The sequence below is a fragment of the Williamsoniiplasma somnilux genome (assembly GCF_002804005.1).
In the GTDB taxonomy this organism is placed as follows: Bacteria; Bacillota_I; Bacilli_A; order Mycoplasmatales; family Mycoplasmataceae; genus Williamsoniiplasma; species Williamsoniiplasma somnilux.
Genome location: NZ_CP024965.1, coordinates 750,610 through 772,095 on the forward strand (window position 1 = coordinate 750,610; position 21,486 = coordinate 772,095).

A 21,486-nucleotide genomic window follows, 5' to 3' on the forward strand; every position below is an offset into this window, starting at 1 on the left:
AAACTCCTTAATATTTATTTTTTGAAATTTTTCTTTCTAAATCTCTTTTCTTAATCATTTCTCTTTTATCATAAATTTTTTTACCTTTTGCTAAACCAATTTCTAATTTAGCATAGTTGTCTTTTAAATAAAGTTTTAAAGGCACAATTGTAAGTCTTTCCAATTTAATTCTCTTTAAAAGATTTTTAATTTCTTTTTTATGCAATAAAAGTTTTCTTGTTCTTGTTGGCTCTAAATTTTGAATATTATTAGCATACTCATATTTTTTAATATTCATATTCAAGATAAAAGCTTCACCTTTTCTAATTAAAATAAAAGATTCTATTATTGAAACTTCTTTTTCTCTAATTGATTTTATTTCAGGTCCCGACAAAACAATTCCTGCTTCAATCTTTTCTAAAATTTCATAATTAAAAAATGCTTTCTTATTTTGAGCAATGATAAACTCTCCCATAATCAACACTCTCCTTTTGGTTTATTTAACTAATTCAAAATCAATTTTTCTAGTTTTAATATCAGCATTAACAACTTTAATTTTAACCTTTTGACCCATTCTATAAAATGTATTATCGGGTCTAATTAAAGTGTAATTTTTTTCATCATAAGTCAAACCATCACCCAATGTGGAGATATGAACTAAACCTTCAACCATATTTTCTAGTTGTACAAAAAATCCAAATTTTAAAGCAACAGAAATCATCCCCTCATAAACATTACCAATTTTATCTTTTAAAAACTCAACCATACAAACTTTAACAACTTCGCGTTCGCAATCAACGCTTTGAACTTCTGTATCATTAATAATCGGAGAAGCAGTTTCAATAAATTTATGATTTTTTTCTAAAGTTAATTCGTCTGTTTTATTTTCTAGAAGGTATTCTTTTAAATAACGGTGAACCATTAAGTCTGAATAACGTCTAATTGGTGAAGTAAAGTGTGTATAACATTCCGAACCTAAACCAAAATGACCAATATTGACTAAACCGTATTTAGCTTTGTCCATATGTCTTAATAAAGAAATATTTAATAATTCTTTTTCTACAGGATCTAAAATTTGTTTATTAATTTGCATTAAAGTTTTATTTAAATTTTTAGGTTCTAGCATTTCTTTGTCAGTTAATTTGGGATCAATTCCAAATGATTTGATTGTTCCATACCAAGCTATTAAATCTTCTTCCAATGGACGACCATGATTTCTATAAATAAATGGCAATTCTTTTTCAAAAATCAATTCAGCTACAGCTTCATTTGCACTAACCATAAAATTTTCGATTAATTTTTCTGAAATATCTGTAGTTCTAGCATTAATTTCTAAAACATTAGAATCTTGATCCATAATAACCTTTGGTTCACGAGTCTCAATATTTATTGTTCCTCTTTGATTGTGAATGACATCAATTAAGTTGTTTAACTCTAAGGCAATATTCAACATTTTAGCTATTAGCGGGTCTTTAGATCATTCTTTTTTATGAAAATAATTATTAACTTCATCATAAGTTAATCTTGCTTTTGAAATCATAATTGTTTCGTAAACTTTTTTACTTAACATTTTTCCTTGATTATCAAAAATCATTTCACAAGCCATTGCAAATTTTTCAGTGTTAGGATTTAACGAACATAAATCATTACTTAAAATTTTAGGCAGCATAGGAATAACTTTATTAGCAAGATAAGTTGAGTTACCTCTCATTAAGGCTTCATTATCTAAAGGGCTTTTAGATTTTACATAATATGAAACATCGGCAATTGCCACAATTAATTTATAACCTTTATTTGTTCTTTCTACATAAATTGAATCATCTAAATCTTTAGAATCGGCCCCATCAATAGTTACCAAGTGTAAGTTTATTAATGAATTTTTAGATCGACGTTTAATTTCGCTTTCCTGATTTAGAACCGGAATATTAACTTCGTTAGCGTTTTCAATTGTTCTTTTAGAAAATTCAGTTTTAATATTAAATTCTTCAGCGATTGAAAGAATTCGATCAGCTGCTTTAGTTGCATCACCAACATATTTTTTTAAACGAACAAACAATTTACGATCTTTTGCCTCTAAAATTTTAGCTTTAAATAATAAATTAGGCTTGAGTTCAAAATCGGTTTTATTAACCATAACAACTCTTGCATTACTAAATGCTAAATCAGTAGGAATAAAATCTAAAAAACGGCCATCTTTACTCTGGACAATTTCTCCAACAACAAACTCTTTTTCGCGTTTAACAATATCAATTACAGTAGCGTGCAAACGTTCATCTTTTTCTTTTTCGATTGTGTAAATTATAGTATCTCCATATATTGAACCATTTAGAGCCACTGGAGGAACGAAGTAATCATCTTTTTCAAGATCTTTAAAATCATTAACAAATCCAAAACCTTTTGGATTTGTTTTAATTCTTCCAATGTGAAAATTCATATTATCTAACAAAAAAATATTTATTTGATTTTTATTAATTGCAATAATTTGATCAACAATTAATTGATTGATAATTTTTTCAGTTTCTTTAGATCAACCAAATTTATCTTGAATGATTTTCATTGTCAATTGATTTTTATTGTTTTGTAAATATTTGATAATTTCATTTTTCATAATTTTGCTCCCTCAGCTCTAACCATTGTTTAAAACAAAAACACTATTAGAGAATAGTGTTAGTTAAAATACAAATTATTATTGTCGCAATAAATAAGACTGCTCCAAAACTTAACATGCAAATTGATAAAATTCTTTCAATTCCTCTTTCCTTAGAGTTAGAAAACAATTCTTCATTACCACCATTTAAGGCACTAAGACCAGTTTGGGATTTTTTGTTTTGAATTAAACCAACAGCAATCATGGCAATTGAAACTACAAAAGCGATAATTTCAAAAGCTAAAATTAAACCGTTATTTGTTGCTGCTGCTAATAAATTTATTGTCATAAAATCCCTCCATTTTGTATAACTTATTATTTATTTTATCAAATAAAAAGAACCACAAGGTTCTTTTTAAACATTATTGTCTTTTAAATAAATCTTCAACTTCAACTTCTAAACCTTTAGCAATTTTTTCTAACGCTTCTAAAGAAATATTTCTAGTACCTCTTTCGGTATCAGAAATATAATTACGGTGTAAACCGCTTCTGAAAGATAATTCTTCTTGAGTTATTTTTTGTTTTGATCTATATTCTTTCATATTTTTTGAAAGCCTTGAAATTATTTCTGATTTTTCTTGCATTGACATAGTTTACCCCCTCGATGTTATACTTCTTCACTAAATTTAGCAATTGTCTTAAATAAATTGCTAACTCCAGATTTTGTTATTCTAAAACCATTTTTATTCATCAACGTTTCTAATTCTGAAAAACTAGATTCAGGATTTTTAATCCTTAAGTCACATAGCGCTTGTGCTTTATTGGATAATAAGTGCATTGATTTACTTTTTTTGATTTTTTGAATTTGTTCAAGTTGTTTATCAGCGGCCGCTGATGTTTTGGTTTGGTTAGAGATATCAATATTTGCTATTCTGTTGATATTGTTAAACATATCTCTAGAAATGCGTTTATTTTCAAAATCCAAAACCGCTTGTGAGGCATCAATTAACTTAAGGAAATCAGATACCATTGCTGACTTTTTTATATAACAAACATATCTTTGTGAGTTTCTCTTTAAAACTTTAAAATCAAAACTAAAATTTTTAGTAATTTTCAAAAAGTAATTTGCTGAATCCAATTCTTTAAATTGAACTTCTAGATGATAGTTTGTGGTTGTTGGTGAATTAACAGAACCAACAGCTATAAAAATACCAGCAATATAAGCTCTCATCAATTCAGAATCATGTTGAGCTTCTTCACTTGCTAAGATTAGTTTACCACTTTTTGACACATATATGTGGAGTTGATTTAAAAAATTACCAACATTTCCAATTAATGTTAATTGGAAGGTTTGATTTTTTTTCAAAATCTGAGATCTTACAATAGAAATTTCAATTTGTCCATTAAATAACTCTTTGCAAAAAGAAAAGATTGTTCTTGCTACACGGTTAGAAACTGTACTTAATTTTAATTTCTCAGTACCGTTTGTGTAGACTAAATCGGCATTATATTTAATAAAACCAGCTAAAAGTTGTTGTTTTTGTTGCTTTGAAAAAGAGTGTGAGATTATTTCTTCTTTTACTTTTAACGCAAACGACATAATCTCACCTCTTTTTACTTTTCTAATTTAGTTAATTTTTCTTTTGCTTTTTGTTCTTTTTTATTAATAATTTCGTTTTTGATGTTTTTTGACGCTTTTGGATTATCGATTATTTTATGAGTTTGAGATGAATCAGAAATTTTAAAATAATCCTTTTCATACATGTATCCTGTTTTTCTCGTTAATTCAGGAACACCAATTTGAGTAATAATCATTCCAATTAAACCAAAAATCACACTACCCATTATTAATCCCAATGATAATGGTTTATCAAACATGATAAATAAATGGTCATCTGGTCTTGATAATTCTAAGAAGTATCTCACAATGTTTCAACAGAAGAAATAAGCAAAACCTTCCATCCCTGATTTTGTTACTACATAACCGTTTGGATTGTTAGCTTTAATTAAAGCTTTACCTGATTTTCATCTTTTGACAAATTTGTTTGTTGGTAATTTTTGAATGTTTGCGATATCTTCAAGATATTTCTTTTTAGCTTTAGCATCAACATTTTTAACAAAACCTTTTTCTCAAGCTTGTGTTCAAGTGTTTTTACTTTCGTCTTTAGTTCAGGGCATGAAGAAATGTTTAAATGTGTAATCTCATGAAATAGCAAATTCTTTTGAGTTATTTCATGGTTTTTTACCAATTCACTTACCGATATTTGGAATTATAAAAGTAATTATTATTCAAGCACCCATTAAAGCCATTGATTCGTAAAAGAAGATTGGAGACAATTGAACAATATCTCCGTAACTCAAATCAATTCCTCCTATTTTTTCTCCACTTCCTTTATAAATTGCCATAGTGTTTTGCAACATTCAATCTGGTAAGTGCAACCAATTTAAAGGTTTATCGATATGTTCTGCAATTGTGTTGTAATCAACCAAACCTTCAGACCCAGTGGTTCAAGAAGTTAAACTTCCATATTTATGAATTGGAGCACCCATTACTTCATGATTGAAGAAGTTTCCTCAACGCCCAATTGCTTGTCCTAATAAAATATTAGGAACAATGGCATCAATAAATGAAAACATTGAAATTTTATTTTTTCTCCCAGCAAACGAAAAGAATATAACTCCTGTTATTAATCCAGCATAAACTCCTCCATGAATTGCCATTCCGGCATTTCAAAAAGCGAATAAACCTCAAAAGTTAGCTCCTCCCGCATTTACACCAGGGCCGTCTGCATTTAATTTACCAAAAAAACTAGCACCCATTAAACTAATCGGAATAATAAAAATAACAGACATCAATAATGAATTTAATGGCATTCCACGTTTTCAAAATTTGTATAAGGAAAATAAAACTGCAGCAATCATTCCTAAAGTCATTGTTAAAGCATAAACGTGAATGAATCCGTAGTTATCCTTAACACCGTTAGCCATTACACCAACGAAATTATTATTTTGTGTTCAATCAATATTCATTTTATTTCTCCTTTCTAAGAAATTACTTATTTTGAATTATCTTAAATTTTGTAAGTATTCAACAACCATTTGTCCAGCCATTGCTCCATCACCAGCGGCAATCGCGATTTGACGCAATGGCACATCCCTAACATCTCCTGCCACAAATAAACCAGGGGTTTTTGTTTCCATTTTGGGATCAGCAATAATATAACCATTTTCATCTGTGATATCAAAGTTAGAAACAAATTGAGTAATTGGTTTTGCTCCAATGTATGGGAAAATGGCAGTAACTTCTAAATCTTTAATTTCTCCTGTTTTTAAATTTCTAATTGTAATTGATTCAACTTTATCATCACCGTTAATTTTGTCTACAACAGTTTCCATAATGTATTCAACACCAGGGGTTTCTTTTAAGTGATCAACATTTCATTTATCTGCTCTAAAATAATTTTTACGTACGATTACATATAATTTTTTAACAAATTTAGTTAAATATGTTCCTTCAGTAATTGCTGAATAACCGCCACCAACGATAGCAACTGCTTTACCTTTATGAAAAGCTCCATCACAAACAGCACAATAAGAAACACCTTTTCCGTATAGTTTTTCTTCACCAGGAATTCCTAATAAATTTTCTTTTGTACCTGTTGCTATAATTACTGCTTTTGCTATTTGAATATTTCCTGATGCTAAGTGAATTTCAAAATTGCGATCTTCTAATTTTTTAACATGAGTTGCTTCATCAAAAATAAATTCTGTTCCTAAAGTTGTTGCTTGCTCATAAAATTTTATTGAAAGATCAGGGCCCAAAATTGGTTCAATAAAACCAGGATAGTTTTCGATCAAATCAGTTTTAATCATTTTACCCCCGGGTGCTTCTTTTTCAAGAATAACTGTTTTCAAACCAGCACGAGCAGCATAGATCGCTGCTGTCATTCCCGCAGGACCACCACCGATTATTAAAACATCTCAAATATTATTAATATGATTTTTCATATAGTCAATTTACCTCTCTGTATTTATATGGTGCTATGAATTGGGCAAAAATGATAATTACTATTCCTAAAAGCAATAAGATTGTCAACACAATAAAATCAGCTACAAAACTATTTTGAATAAATAACTCTTCTGGTCTACGTTGAGTTTCAAGAATAACACGAATTAACATATATCCAAAAACATAAAATCCTGTAGTGACTCCACATCTAATAACAAAATATTTGTTGGGATTATTTAATTTTTCTAATCCTTTTGAAAATTCTGGATTACCTTTAAATATTCTTGTTCAGTTACCGATTAATGCGTAAATTTCATTTAACTTTTCTTGATGATTTTGATAAATTAAATCGAAATTTTGTTTTTTAGATTTTAATAATTGTTGTTTATCGTTACTATTTTTTGCTCTGCTAAGTTTATTACGAAAATCAGCTTTTGATTTAACTATCTTTTGCTTATGTTCTTTTTTAATCTTCGTTAAACGACTTAGTTGCTGAGTTTGCATAATTTCTTTTTCGTTTAATGCCATTTCAAATTCATGAATTTTTTGTTCATCTGGTTGATATCAATAAAAAGCCTTATTTCATGCTTGATAAAATCCTAGTTTAAGTTCAATATTTTCACCAGCTTTAGTTTTAATTTGAACCTTTTTATATTTTATTGGAAGTTGAGTATTAATACCAACAATTTCTTGTTCTTTTAAACTTTTGTATTTTTTGTTGTACCATCCTGGGTAGGCTTTAGGTTCTAAATCTCAGGGTTTAGTCGGAGAAAATCATCGACCTAAATTATTAATTACAAAAGTTATTATTAATCATAGCCCAATATTCATTAAAGATTCATATAAAAATAAAGGGTTACGGAACTGAATAGTCCCATAATTGTAAATATTTGGATCCAATTTATCGCCAAGATCATTAACTAATCACTCGCTACCCATTTTTCAATTCAAAACATTTTCTAGACTTAATCCTTGAAATGGGCCACTAGTTGCCTTTCAATTGCTTCATTCGCTTATGTTTGTCCATCATTCACCTTTAGTTTCTAACTCAAAGCCTGCTAAATTAGGAAAATAAAAAAGTTTGTTTTTGATTGAATCTACTAATCATCAAAGTGAATCATAAGAAACAACACTACCTAGAATTTCATGATTGAACATGTTTCCTCATCTTCCGATGGCTTGTCCAATTAAAATATTGGGAATGATGCAATCAGCATAAACTCATACTGAAATTAAGGTTTTTTTGGAGCGAACATAAAAAATAACAAAACCTGCTACGGTCCCTAATATTAATGCCCCAAATAAAGACATTCCTGGTTGTCAAAAGAAGAACACCGTGTACCATTCAATTCCGGGTATAAAAATTTTCCCAAAAATTGATCCACCAATCACTCCAATTGGTACAACTGTTATAATTGCTAATTCAAATTCGCGCAAAGGAATTTTTTTTATCTTCATTTTAATAATTGAAAAAAAGATAACAATAATAATTCCTACAAACATAAAAACAGGATATGCCGGAACAACACCACCAAATGATCTATCAGCAGCAGGATCACCATTTGCTACTATTCATTCTCCGATTGTACTAAGCAGCATAGATCCTCCTTTTTTTATTTTATGAATTAATTATTTTAAACTTCTTCATTTAAGCGTTTGTTCATTAAAGCAATAACATCTTCGTTATCTGTTGATTGTTTTATTTTTAATTGTGCAACAGCCGATTCAATAAGATTAGCAATATTTCTTCCCGATGAAACCGGAATTCTAATATAAGGAACATCAATTCCTAAAACTGATTTTGTTAAATATTCTCTTCCCAATCGATCGGCATCATCAACACCGTTTTCACCAAATTTAAATAATTCAATAATTAAATCAATTTTAGTTTCATCGATTAAAACTTGATTACCATTAGTCTTAGAAATATCCATAATTCCAATTCCTCTAACTTCAATTAGATTTCTAAGAATGGGATGTGATTTCCCGTAAATGTTATTTGATTTATTTATTAAAATTATGCGATCATCACCAACAAATAAATGATTTTTTTTAATTAAATCAATTGTTACTTCAGATTTACCAATTCCTGATTCCCCAGTAATCAAAATTCCTTTCCCATAAATATTAACAAGTGATCCATGCACTTCTATTTGTGGTGCAAAAAATAAATCAAAATAATCTAAAATTCTTTGGGTAAATTCTGAAGTTGAAGGGGTATTGATTGATAACAACGGAAAATCTAATTCCCTAGCGACATCAATCAATAATTTGTCTTCAAATTTTTGGGTAAAAATAATTGTTGGAATACCAGAATTAATTAATTTCTTATATTTTTCAGCTCTTTGTTGTTCATTAAATTGAGAAATATATTTATATTCTTTTGAAGACATTAAAACTGCTCGTTTGGATTTATCGCCAGTTTCTACAAAATAACCGGTTAATTCTAATCCAGCACGATTTAGCCCATAAACCAAAATTTGAGTAGAATCAATTTTATCTTTTCCTGCTAAAACTTGAAATGGAAACTTTTCAGTTAAGTGTTTAAGAAATAATTTTTTCATCGTTATTCTCCTTTGTTTAATTCTACCAAAACAAAACCCGTTGAGAGTAAATCAACGGGTTTTTGTGTATCGAAAATTATTTAATTTTTTTATTTTCGATTTTTGTTAATTCTGATTCATGCTTTTTCATTAAAAAGCGAATATCACCATTGCGTGCAACTCAAGCACTTTTTTCACGGTTGGGCATTTTTTTTAAGAATATTCATAATACTCTAAAACAAGAAATTGTTAACAAACCATAAACAACTAACTCTATTGGAAACATTATTAAATGTTTAATAAAGGTTGTGTAGATATATCCATCAACAAATCCACTTGACCATAATGAAATGGGGTTTATAGCAAATAATCCGATAATTATTGCGAGCGACATAAATAAAATGACTTTTAAAATTCATCATTTATTCGACTTTGAAAAAAAGACAAACGAACCAAGCACACCAAATAATACTTTTTCAAGCATAAATCCGGCATGAAAAGTCCCTGATAAATTTATCAAAGCACCGACACCATCAGCAACTACTCCGATCACCACTCCAACAAGTGGCCCAAAGGCCATTCCTGTTAAGAAGATTACGAAATTTCCAATCATAATTTGAAAACCAAATATTCTACTATAACCAACTACGTTTGTTAGAACTACAGCAACGGCACATAATAGGCCAATTAATGCGATGTTCTTTGTTGTAAACCTTTTAAAACTAAATTTTTCAATAGCTAAACTACCGATAAATAATAAAAGAATGACAAAAATGGCTGATCCATTAGTTATTCAGTAAAACACTTATACTCCTTTCTACATATTTAAGTTATATCACTCAAATACTTCAGGAACAAAGTATAAACTTCCGCAAATTAAAATATTTTTTGTTTTGTTATTTTGTAAAAAGTTTTTTCAATTAATAATTTTATTTGGATAATTAATTTCTTCAATGTTTCATGCCTTAAGATGCTCAAAACTTGTAATATAAACTTCTTTAAAATTTTCATTAAGCATTTTTAAATTAGTTTGAAAATCTTTATGAAAACTCGAAGCAAACAAAACTATAAAATCTTCATTATAATATTTGACAGTTTTAATTAAGTTTTTAATACCGTCTGAATTGTGTGCCCCATCAATTATTAAAAACGGGTCTTGATTCAAAATTGTAAAACGACCTAATGGTGGATTTAATTTAAATATTGTTTCATCTTCAATTTCTAAAAAAGTCAAAAACACCTTTACTAAACCTTTATTATTTTCTTGATAACTAACACGATCAAAAACACTTGATCCAATAATTATTTGGTTGTTTGGTAACATATTTTTTATTTGTGAAAAATATTTTTCGTTATCTTTGCTAATAAATAAAGGTTTATTATTTTTAACAATGTTCACTTTTTGAAATAAAATTTCTTCAATAGTTTCACCAAGTACTTCAGTATGATCGATTGATACAGAAGTTAATAGAGTTGCTATTTGGTTACTCATAAAATTCGTAGAGTCTTTGACACCACCAATACCAGCTTCAATAACTGCTATGTCTACTTTTTGATCTGCAAAATACAAAATCATAATTAGTGTCCAAATTTCAAAAAAAGTTAAATGATATTCATCAACATATTTTTTAGCAAGTTCTAAATATTTCATTAAATCATCGTCACTGATAGGTATGTTATTAATTTGAATTCTTTCGTTGTGATGCAAAAAAGCAGGTGAAATAAATAATCCTACTTTTGAATATTTTTTTAGTAGAACTTTTGACAAGTAAAAACTCGTTGAACCTTTACCATTAGTTCCAACAATGTTAATTGTTGGAACTAATTTTTCAGGATTTCCTAAAATGTTTAAAACCTTTCCGAGATTGTATTCTTGAGCAAATCTTTTGTTAACAGGAATTATGTCTTGCGAAACTTTAATCATTATTTTAAATACTCTCGCAAATATTTGGCTGTATAAGAAATTTCGTTTAAAGCTATTTGTTCAGGTGTTCCTGCAACAACCACTTTTCCTCCGCCAGATCCTCCTTCGGGACCCAAATCAATGATGTAATCTGAAACTTTAATAAAATCTAAATTGTGTTCAATTGTGATTACTGAATTGCCTAAGTCAACCAAACGATTTAAAACCATAATTAATCGCTTAACATCATCAATATGCAATCCGGTTGTTGGTTCATCCAATAAAAACAATGTTTTACCAGTCGCTTTTTTCAACAAGTATGTCGATAATTTAACACGTTGTGCTTCTCCTCCAGATAAAGTTGTCGCTGATTGACCTAATCTAATATATCCAAGTCCAACTTCTAAAATGGCATCAAGTTTAGTTTTGATTTGTGGAATATTTTCAAAGAAATGAGAAGCTTCTTCAATAGTCATATTTAAAACATCAGAAATATTCTTACCTTTGAATTTAACTTGCAAAGTTTCATCGTTATAACGGCGCCCTTCACAAATCTCACAAAGAACTTCAACACTTGGCATAAATTGCATTGAAATGGTAATAATTCCGTCACCTTGACAATGTTCACATCTTCCACCAATAACATTAAATGAAAATCTACCTTTTTTGTAACCTCTGATTTTTGCTTCTGGTGATTCAGCGTAAAGATCACGAATATCATCAAAAACCCCTGTATAAGTAGCTGGATTTGAACGTGGGGTTTTACCAATTGGTTCTTGGGAAATATAAATAACTTTGTCAATATTTTCCAAACCCTTAATTTCTTTATACTTACCAGCAATTACTTGTTCTTTTGAAAGAGATTTATGAATACCCTTATAAATAATATCTTCTAGTAATGTTGATTTTCCAGATCCTGAAACTCCTGTAATTGTGACAAATTTTCCTAAAGGAACCGTTACATTTATATTTTTTAAGTTGTTTTCAGTAGCGCCAACTATTTCTAGTTTTTTACCGTTACCACCACGACGTTTTTTTGGTACATCAATTTTTTCAAGACCACTTAAATAACGGCCTGTAATGGAATTTTTATCTTTAATTATTTGTTCGTATGTTCCTGAAAAAACAATTTTTCCTCCATGTTCACCAGCTCCAGGGCCAACATCAACTATTCAATCCGATTCTTTCATTGTATCCTCATCATGTTCAACAACGATTAAAGTGTTACCTAAATCTCTTAAATGTTTCAAAGTACCAATTAATTTATCATTATCTCTTTGGTGTAAACCAATACTTGGTTCATCTAGAACATATAAGATTCCCGAAAGTTGGGATCCAATTTGTTTGGCTAGTCTAATTCTTTGTGCTTCTCCTCCAGATAATGTTGTTGCATTACGAGATAAGTTTAAATAATTTAAACCTACTTCATTTAAGAAACTTACACGTGAAATAATTTCTTTTAAAACTAAGTTTGCAATTTTTTCTTGGGCTGAAGTTAATGTTACATTTAGTAAAAAATCTAATTCTTCAGCAATTGACATTTGTGTAAAATCAAAAATTGAAGCATTGTTAATTTTTATTGACAAAGCTGTAGGATTTAATCTTGCCCCTTTACAACTTGCGCAAGTATTTGAAGCCATGAATTTAGCATAATATTTACGAGCTTCTTCGCTGCTTGTTTCAAAATATCTACGATTTAAAAGAGTGGCAATTCCTTCCAAATAATCATAAGATTCATACTTACGACCATTAGCAGAAATTAACTTTAACTCGATTGGTTCGTCTGAACCTCAAAGGATAGCTTTAATTTGTTTTGGAGTTAAATCTTTTATTGCTAAATCTAAGTCAATATAATAGTAATCACATAATGTTCTTAATTTTTGTCATTCTAAATTATCTGAACCAACTAGATTTTTGAAATAAACAATTCCTCCTTGGTTTATTGACATATTTTTATCAGGGATAATTAATTCTGGATCAGCTTCTAACTTAACACCAAGTCCAGAACAATCACCACAAGCTCCTAAAGGAGCATTAAATGATAGCAATCTAGGTTCCATTTCAGGAATTGTGAAACCACAAACACTACAAGAATAATTAGTTGAAAACAACTTTTCTTCTTTTTTAGATTGCGGATAAAAAGTTTTAATTAAACCGCTTGAATATTTTAAACCCACTTCGATAGCAGAATAAATTCTCGATCTGATTTCATCGTTATTTTTGTAAATCAAACGATCAACAACGATATCAATATCATGCTTTTTATTTTTATCTAACTCAATTTCTTCATTTAATAAAAGTATTTCTCCATTAATTTTTACACGAATAAATCCTTCAGTTTGCAATTTTTCTAATTTATCCTTGTAAGTTCCTTTTTGCTGTCTAGCGATTGGAGCTAATATGTATATTTGTTCTTCTTCATCTGTATCATTAGCAATATTGAGAACAATTTCTTTAATTGAAGAAGCATTAATAATCCCATGCCCATTAATACAAAAAGGAGTTCCAACTCTAGCGTAAAGCAATCTTAAGTAATCATAAATTTCTGTAACAGTTCCAACTGTAGATCTTGGGTTATGAGAGGTGGTTTTTTGATCAATTGAAATTGAAGGTGATAAACCTTCGATTGAATCGACATCAGGTTTTTCATTACCCCCTAAAAATTGTCGAGCATATGCAGAAAGAGATTCGATGTATCGACGTCTTCCTTCGGCATAAATTGTATTGAATGCTAAAGAAGATTTACCAGAACCCGATAAACCCGTGAAAACAATTAATTTTTCTTTTGGAATTTCTAAGTTAACATTTTTTAAATTGTTTTCTCTAGCGCCCTTAATTATTATTTTATCTTTTGCCATTTTGCACCTCTAACTATATTTTTGCCCTTCTAATTCAATGATTGTATCTCTTAATGTTGCTGCTGTTTCAAAATCTAAATTTTTAGCTGCTGCAAGCATATCTTTTCTCAATTCATCAATAACTTTTTGAGTCGCTTCTTTGCGTTGTTTTTGTCCACGAACTTTTTTTAATTCACTAATATTTTTTCTAGCATTTTCAGTTAATAAAGTTTCGCTAATATCTTTTAAAATAGTTTGAGGAATAATTCCGTGTTTTTCATTATATTCTTCTTGAATTTTACGTCTTCGAGATGTTTCATCAATGGTCTCTTGCATTGCATTTGAAATAGTATCAGCATAAAAAATTACTAATCCATTGGCGTTTCTTGCTGCTCGTCCTGTTGTTTGAATCAATGAACGCGTGTTTCTTAAAAAACCTTGTTTATCAGCATCTAAAATACATACTAGGCTTACTTCTGGGATATCTAATCCTTCACGCAATAGGTTAACACCAACTACGCAATCATAAACACCTTTTCTTAAATCATTTAAAATCTCGCTTCTTTCAAATGTTTTTAATTCTGAATGAAGATAAGCTACTTTAATTCCGCGTTCTTGTAAATAAGAAGTTAAATCTTCACTCATTTTAATTGTTAAAGTTGTTACAAAAACTTTTTCGTTTTTAATTTTGCGTAAATTAATTTGGTCAATAATATCTTCAATCTGATTTTGTTTAGATTTAATTTCTATTATCGGATCTAACAAACCGGTTGGTCTAATTACTTGCTGAACAAATTTGTTATCAATTAATTCAGATTCATATTCACCAGGAGTTGCTGAAGTATAAATTACTTGATTTTGCAAACTTCTAAATTCTTCAAAATTTAAAGGTCTATTGTCCATTGCGCTTGGTAATCTAAAACCATATTGCACAAGTGTTTGTTTTCTTGACCTGTCGGTATTAAACATTCCCCTAATTTGAGGAATCATCATGTGTGATTCATCGATAATCATTAAAAAATCTTTTTCAAAATAATCTAAAAGTGTATAAGGTCTTTGTCCTGGTTTACGATTTTCTAATTGTGCTGAATAGTTTTCAACTCCAGAACAAAAACCAAATTCTTCCAATGATTCTAAATCGTATTTGGTTCTTTGTTCTAGGCGTTGAGCCTCTAACAACAAACCTTGTTCTTGAAATCATTTAATTCTTTCGTTCATTTCTTGACGAATATTTGCACAAGCAATTTTTAATTTATCTTCAGGAGTTACATAAGCTTGTGCTGGAAAAACTGTAACTTTAGATGTTTTTTCAATTATCCCTCCCGTTAGTGTGTCCAAAACATCAATCATTTCAATTTCATTGCCAAACATGGAAACACGAAACATCATATTAGCTGTTCATCCAGGAACAATTTTAATAACATCACCTTTAACACTAAAAGTTCCTGGAGCATTTTCAATATCGTTACGAATGTAACCAGTTTTAACCAAAAATTGCAAAAGTTCTCTCTTAGAAAGAATTTGTCCAACTGTGAATTCAAAAAATGATTCAGCATAATCAACAGGATTTTGCGATGCGTAAATTGCAGCAACAGAAGCAACTACAATAGTATCGGTTCTTGTCGTTAAAGCATTCATTGCGCTTAATCTCATCATATCTAATTCAATATTTTGCTTAGCATCTTTATCAATGTATAAATCTTTGCTTGGCAGGTAAGCTTCCGGCTGAAAGAAATCAAAATTTGATACAAAATATTCAACTCTATTATTGGGAAAAAATTCCTTTAATTCGTAATAAAGTTGCATGGCTAAGGTTTTATTGTGAACTAATACCAAAGTTTGCTTTTGATGTTCTACAATAATGTTGGCCATAGTAAAAGTTTTCCCGGTTCCAGTGGCACCTAATAAAACTTGATCTCTTTTTCCCTCTTTGAGACCTTGCGATAATTGCCTAATTGCTTCAGGTTGATCCCCTGAAGGTTTAAATTTAGAAACTAACTCAAATTTTTTGAAGGTTTTTAATTTCATATTCTTACCCCTAACTTGATTAATATACAAAAAGCTAGAAAAATTTTTCTAGCTACTTTATTAACCTATTTTTGATCTGCTTTTGACTGCTTCAGAAGATTCAGCAACTTCAGCTCCGTCTCCGTCTTTTTTGCGACGAATGCGTTTCTTAATTTCTTTGTTATCTTCATCATTAATTATATATTCTTGATCGGATTTCTTGATATTTTTTAAGATTGATAATTCTTGATGTAAACTAGTTAAAATTTGACGTCCAATTTCAATTTCCATTTTTAATGACTCTTCGTGTGTTGGAACTTCGTTCATTAACTTTGTGTAACCTGCATTTATTTGCTCGATAGTCATTTCGTCAATGTTGAAAATATCAAATTTTTTTGCTATATTTTTCAAGTCTTCAGGATTCATTTCAATTTTTCTATTATTAACTTCACCAATTCTTTTTTGAATTTCAATAACCAAGCCCAATAAAATGTCTCGTTGAATATTTAATCTATTAACTAACTGAATATTGTCTTTTGCTTCAACAATTAATTCGTTAATTCTTGTGTTAATTTCTTTGGCATTCAATTGTGATTTTTCAATCCCAGTTGCTATTAAAATTTCATCAATATCTTTGTCGGTAATTTCGATTTGTTTTGGTTTTTCTTCAGCATCAACAGTTTTAATAACAACTTTTGATAAACGATCACAAATATCCATAGAAATATTAATTTTCATTTTATTATAAAGTTTGGTTGCTTGTTCAACATATTCTGCTAGTGGATTGTTTTGTGCATATTGCTGTAAATAAATTCCAGAACGAAGTTTTGAAGCTATGTCTATATGTTTAGTCCAATATTTATCAAAAGCTTCTAAAATCGTTGCTCTTTCCATTGAAATCACCACATCTTCAGGAATGTCTAAAATTCGAATTTTATAAAAGTCCATCATAGCATTGGCTAATTCTTTTGCTAACTCGTATCTTTCTTTACCTTCAAAATCTTTTGGTTTGAATTGATTATGTTTCACCAAAATTCCATCAATTGCTTTTAACAATGCTTCACCATCAATTGTTTTTTCTCCTAAAACAATTTTAGAATTTTCTAAAATTAATTCATAAGCTACTGTGTATTGAAATTTTGAAAGCGCATTTTTTAAATCTTCAGAATATAACACTTCATCGCGTTGTGCATACATAGCTTCACGTTGTTGGGCAAGAATATTATCATAATCCAAAACGTCTTTACGTTGATCAAAGTTCATGCCTTCTAATTTTTTTTGGGCATTAGTTACAGAACGAGTAAACATTTTAGATTTAATGTGGTCGTCACCTAAACGCAAAAAGTTTTGACGCATTTTTGGAGATGTGAATCTAACCATCATGTCATCTTCCATCGAAATATAAAATCTTGAACGGCCAGGGTCACCTTGACGACCAGAACGACCACGTAATTGATTGTCAATTCTTCGTGCTTCATTTCTTTCCACACCAAACACAACTAATCCACCAAGTTTTTTGACTTCATCTGTTAATTTAATATCAGTACCACGACCAGCCATGTTGGTAGCTAGTGTGATTGCACCTTTTATTCCTGCATTAGCAACAATTTCAGCTTCACGATCATGATTTTTAGCATTAATCATTTCATACTTTAAACCTGCATTAGTTAAATATCTTGAAATTTGCTCAGAAGATTCAACTGACGTAGTCCCGATTAAAATAGGATTACCAATTTCATTAATTTCTTTAATGTCAGCAATCAATTTTTTCAAAGTGGCATTCTTGGTTGCAAAAGTAAAGTCTTCTTCATCTTTTCTAATTATCGGTCTATTAGTAGGGGTGCTAATAACACGAGTATTGTAAATTTTTAAAAATTCTTCTTCTTCAGTTTTTGCTGTACCTGTCATTCCAGAAAGTTTTGCATAAAGACGGTAAAAATTTTGATAAGTAATTGTTGCCAGTGCAGTAGTTTCTTCTTCAATCTCAACATTTTCTTTCGCTTGAATTGCTTGTTGTAACCCATCTGAATATGAGCGTCCAATCATAATACGACCAGTAAATTGATCAATTAATTGGATTTCGTTATCTTTAACAGCATATTCAACACCTTCTTTAAAAGTATAGTTAGCTTTCAAAGCATTCATAATCAAATGAAATAACTCAGTGTTTTCAACAGCAAATAAATTATGAACCGAAAAAAATTCATGAGCTTTAGCCATTCCTAAATCGTTTAGGAAAACTTGTTTTGATTCTAAATCAATTTGAATTTCAGTTTTCTCATCAACTTTTTTAGCAAAAGAATCCGCTAATATATACATATTTTTTTTATTTGATGAACCACCTGAAATAATTAAAGGTGTTCTAGCTTCATCAATTAATACAGAGTCAGCTTCATCGATAATTGCAAAATTTAACCCACGTTGAACTTTATGAGATTTATCTTGAACCATATTATCTCTTAAATAATCAAAACCTAATTCAGCATTGGTTGTATAAGTAACATCTTGTGCATAGGCAATCCTTTTGTCATTTTTTGGTGAACGTGAAACATTTAATCCAACCGTAATACCTAAAAGATCATAAACTTGTCCATTAATTTCACTATCACGTTTTGATAAATATTCGTTAACAGTAACAATATGAACACCTTTGCCAGTTAAAGAGTTTAAATATGCCGGAAACAATCCAGCTAAAGTTTTACCCTCTCCTGTTTTCATTTCTGCGATATCACCATAATGCAAAATTATACTTCCAATTAATTGAACACGATAAGCGTTTAAACCCAGAACTCTTCTTGAAGCCTCTCTTGCAACAGCATATGCTTCAACTAATAAATTTTCAAGTGTTTCGCCTTTGGCTAAGCGGTCCTTAAATTCTTCAGTTTTTAATTTAAAATCCTCATCTTTAAGTTTAGACATTTCTGATTCTAAATTCATAATTTGGTCAGCAACTTTACCATATTGCTTAATAATTTTTTTATCTGTTGCCATTAATTATTCCCTCGTCTATATCTTTTTTCTTTGAACTAATTATAAAATAAAATGTCAATAATTAAAAATATTAGAAGTTTTATTGAAAGAAAAGATACTCAAACATTTGGTTGCTATTTTATTAATGTTATGATAATAAAGTAAGGATTAAAAAAATGAATACAAAAAGTGAAAAACAGACGATACTAATTATCGATGGTTATCATTTATTGCACAAAGGGTTTTACGGAACTTTAAAACGTAAAACTGTTGCTGTAAACCGTGATGGAACATACATTAATGCAATTTATACTTTCATAGCAAAAATTAATGAAGTTATTAATTCAAATCTCTATCACACTATTATAGTTACCTTTGACGTTGACCAAGGTTGTTGACGTAGAGATATTTATCCAGAGTATAAAGCTAAAAGAAAAGAAACTCCAGCTGAATTAATTCCTCAGTTTCAAATTATTAGAGAATTCTTAACTTCTGCAAATATTCCTTGATACGAAATGCCAGGATATGAAGGTGATGATGTAATGGGTACCATTACAAAAATTGCCACTAAACTTGGCTATAATATCCATATTTTAAGCAATGATAAAGATACTTTTCAATTAGTTAACGAAAACGTCAAAATTATAACAACTACAAATAAGAAAGAAAAACCTGTTTTTATTGAAGCACATGAAGTTTCTGAAAAATTAGGATGTAAACCTTCTCAAGTTCCTGATGTAAAAAGTTTATTAGGTGATGCTTCGGATAATATTAAAGGTGTAAAATGTTTGCATTATAAACAAGCAATGGATTTATTACAAAAATATGAAACCATTGAAAATATATTTAAAAATTTAGACGAAATTCCGCAGAATTTAAAAGAAAAATTAATAGCTTGCCAAGAGCAAATTTTTATGAACAAAAAAATCACAAAAATTCAATGCAATCTGCAATTAGGAAGAATTGATTTCAGGCCATTAAAAGTAAATTATTATGGTTATTTAAACTTTCTTAAAAAACATCGCATGTGAGCTTTTACTGGCAATGTAACTAAAAAAATTGAAGAATTTAAAAACAAGCAGAATAAAAAACCAGAAATTAAGATAACTAAAAAAACTCAAAAACCAAAAAATGATTCTCGAGTTACTCAACAAAAAACAATCAATTAATTCGATTGTCTTTTGTTACGTTTTTTAATTTTAAACAAACCTAGATTATGCTGATCAGGTAAAATTAAATTTAATCCTCCGCCAACAACGGTTGCAATAAATAAACCGGTTAATTCGAAATCGTTAATTTTTATTTGAGTATTAGTTGAAGCAGTATATAAACTAATTCCTAAACCAAGACCTAAAGTTATTCCAATAATAATTAAATTTTTTCCATTTTCTAAATTAACTTTTGCATCAAGCATAATTCTAACTCCGTTAGTAGCAATAATTCCAAACAACATTAAACTGATTCCTCCAAGAACAGGATTTGGGATCATCGAAATTAATTGATTTACTGGAGCAATAAAACTCATCATAACCGCAAAACATGCAGCAAGACCTGTTACTCAAACACTGGCTACTTTGGTAATTCCAACAACACTAGTATTTTCAGCATATGTAGTGTTAGCAGGACCACCAATTAATCCAGATAGCGAAATCGAAACACCGTCAGCAAATAAAGTTCTACCAATTCCTGGATCTTTGATAAAGTTTTTGTTGGTCATATTTCCTAAATTTACATGGTCTCCGTAATGTTCAACCATTGTCACTAATGCAATTGGAACAATAGCAACAACTGCTGGAGCAACATTTTCTTTATTAACATCAAAGATGTTTTTAAAGTTAGGATGTCATTCTCATTTATTTACGTTTGTAATTTTGTTAAAGTCCATTAATTGAATATTGGAATCTGCTAACTGAATAATTACACACAAAACATAACCAAACACTAATGCTGATAAAATTGGCAAGACACGAATAAATGATTTAGCTTTAAGCATTAAAATAACTGCAACTAAAATTACTAAAACTGCAACTAAAATTGCTAGTCATTGAGGGTATCCTGGTGCAGGATCTTGAGGTAAGATTCAAATATTTTTTAGTGCGCTTGGAATTGCACTTAATCCAATTATCATGATTATCGGACCAACAACTATTGGAGAAAAAATTTTTACCAATCATTTGTTTGATGTAAAGTGAATTAATAATCCTGTCAATATATAAACACACCCAACCAAAAAGATAGCAATAAATGTTGCATTACCTCAATCACCATAACCCATTCCGATTACAGTCATATAAGCAAAACTGCTACCTAAATAAATCGGAACTTTAGCTGATGTTAAAGCAATATAAACAAGTGTTCCAATTCCCGAACAAAAAAGTGCCATCGACATATTAATAACTTCTGTTTCTGCCATTTGATTAATTACAATTGGTACTAAAACATTTGCCCCAAACATTGCGAACACATGTTGAAAAGATAAAGCTATTCATTGATAAATGCTTTTAGGCTTTTCTCTTGGTTGCAATAACATTCTTGGGGGTTTTGTTTTAAATTCTGTTTCTGTTTCTTTAATTTCCATAAACCTCCTAAATATAAAAAAACAACCAATTAAATTAATTGGTTGTTTCTGAAAATTAAAAATAAGTGGGTAT

General features: G+C 29.4%; 16 protein-coding genes. 1 reads left to right on the forward strand and 15 read right to left on the reverse strand.

Annotation, left to right across the window (positions count from 1 at the left end):
• Positions 1-7: 7 nt before the first annotated feature.
• The 14 genes from smpB to secA all read right to left on the reverse strand — a co-directional run bounded on the left by smpB (position 8) and on the right by secA (position 18,856).
• Positions 8-454, reverse strand: coding sequence for an SsrA-binding protein SmpB (gene smpB / locus ESOMN_RS03360; RefSeq protein ID WP_024863537.1), 447 nt, complete (start codon positions 452-454; stop codon positions 8-10).
• Between the two features lie 21 nt (positions 455-475).
• Positions 476-2,587: a ribonuclease R gene (rnr, locus tag ESOMN_RS03365; protein ID WP_024863538.1), complete on the reverse strand. Its 2,112-nt coding sequence runs from the start codon at positions 2,585-2,587 to the stop codon at positions 476-478.
• A 46-nt stretch (positions 2,588-2,633) separates the two neighbouring features.
• Positions 2,634-2,915, reverse strand: coding sequence for a preprotein translocase subunit SecG (secG, locus tag ESOMN_RS03370; protein ID WP_034942387.1), 282 nt, complete (start codon positions 2,913-2,915; stop codon positions 2,634-2,636).
• A gap of 73 nt (positions 2,916-2,988) precedes the next feature.
• The gene (locus tag ESOMN_RS03375) at positions 2,989-3,216 is read right to left on the reverse strand and encodes a helix-turn-helix domain-containing protein (RefSeq protein ID WP_034942390.1); all 228 of its coding nucleotides are present in this window, start codon (positions 3,214-3,216) and stop codon (positions 2,989-2,991) included.
• 17 nt (positions 3,217-3,233) lie between these two features.
• On the reverse strand, positions 3,234-4,166 hold the full coding sequence (whiA, locus tag ESOMN_RS03380) for a DNA-binding protein WhiA (protein WP_024863541.1): 933 nt from the start codon (positions 4,164-4,166) through the stop codon (positions 3,234-3,236).
• A 14-nt stretch (positions 4,167-4,180) separates the two neighbouring features.
• Positions 4,181-5,596, reverse strand: coding sequence for a prolipoprotein diacylglyceryl transferase (locus ESOMN_RS03385; protein ID WP_024863542.1), 1,416 nt, complete (start codon positions 5,594-5,596; stop codon positions 4,181-4,183).
• A 36-nt stretch (positions 5,597-5,632) separates the two neighbouring features.
• Complete coding sequence (trxB, locus tag ESOMN_RS03390; protein WP_024863543.1) at positions 5,633-6,574, reverse strand: thioredoxin-disulfide reductase; 942 nt, start codon at positions 6,572-6,574, stop codon at positions 5,633-5,635.
• The gene (locus ESOMN_RS03395) at positions 6,558-8,174 is read right to left on the reverse strand and encodes a prolipoprotein diacylglyceryl transferase family protein (protein WP_051445521.1); all 1,617 of its coding nucleotides are present in this window, start codon (positions 8,172-8,174) and stop codon (positions 6,558-6,560) included. Before ESOMN_RS03395 ends, trxB begins: the two co-directional genes overlap by 17 nt.
• 35 nt (positions 8,175-8,209) lie before the next feature.
• Positions 8,210-9,139: an HPr(Ser) kinase/phosphatase gene (hprK, locus tag ESOMN_RS03400; protein ID WP_024863545.1), complete on the reverse strand. Its 930-nt coding sequence runs from the start codon at positions 9,137-9,139 to the stop codon at positions 8,210-8,212.
• A gap of 76 nt (positions 9,140-9,215) precedes the next feature.
• Positions 9,216-9,923 carry a folate family ECF transporter S component gene (locus tag ESOMN_RS03405; RefSeq protein ID WP_024863546.1) on the reverse strand — a complete coding sequence of 236 codons (708 nt, stop codon included), beginning with the start codon at positions 9,921-9,923 and terminating at the stop codon, positions 9,216-9,218.
• Between the two features lie 12 nt (positions 9,924-9,935).
• On the reverse strand, positions 9,936-11,042 hold the full coding sequence (locus ESOMN_RS03410) for a bifunctional folylpolyglutamate synthase/dihydrofolate synthase (protein WP_024863547.1): 1,107 nt from the start codon (positions 11,040-11,042) through the stop codon (positions 9,936-9,938).
• Positions 11,042-13,879: an excinuclease ABC subunit UvrA gene (gene uvrA / locus ESOMN_RS03415; RefSeq protein WP_024863548.1), complete on the reverse strand. Its 2,838-nt coding sequence runs from the start codon at positions 13,877-13,879 to the stop codon at positions 11,042-11,044. The genes ESOMN_RS03410 and uvrA overlap by 1 nt, the downstream gene beginning before the upstream one ends.
• Positions 13,880-13,888: 9 nt before the next feature.
• Complete coding sequence (gene uvrB, locus ESOMN_RS03420) at positions 13,889-15,886, reverse strand: excinuclease ABC subunit UvrB (RefSeq protein WP_024863549.1); 1,998 nt, start codon at positions 15,884-15,886, stop codon at positions 13,889-13,891.
• A gap of 60 nt (positions 15,887-15,946) precedes the next feature.
• Entirely contained in the window at positions 15,947-18,856 is a 2,910-nt protein-coding gene (gene secA, locus ESOMN_RS03425) for a preprotein translocase subunit SecA (RefSeq protein WP_024863550.1), read from the reverse strand.
• A gap of 155 nt (positions 18,857-19,011) precedes the next feature.
• On the opposite strand from secA, the gene ESOMN_RS03430 reads away from it, so the two are divergent.
• Positions 19,012-20,004: a 5'-3' exonuclease gene (locus ESOMN_RS03430; RefSeq protein WP_024863551.1), complete on the forward strand. Its 993-nt coding sequence runs from the start codon at positions 19,012-19,014 to the stop codon at positions 20,002-20,004.
• Here ESOMN_RS03430 and ESOMN_RS03435 read toward each other — a convergent pair.
• Positions 20,001-21,413, reverse strand: coding sequence for a uracil-xanthine permease family protein (locus ESOMN_RS03435; protein WP_024863552.1), 1,413 nt, complete (start codon positions 21,411-21,413; stop codon positions 20,001-20,003). The two genes, ESOMN_RS03430 and ESOMN_RS03435, sit on opposite strands and share 4 nt — an antisense overlap.
• Positions 21,414-21,486 lie beyond the last annotated feature (73 nt).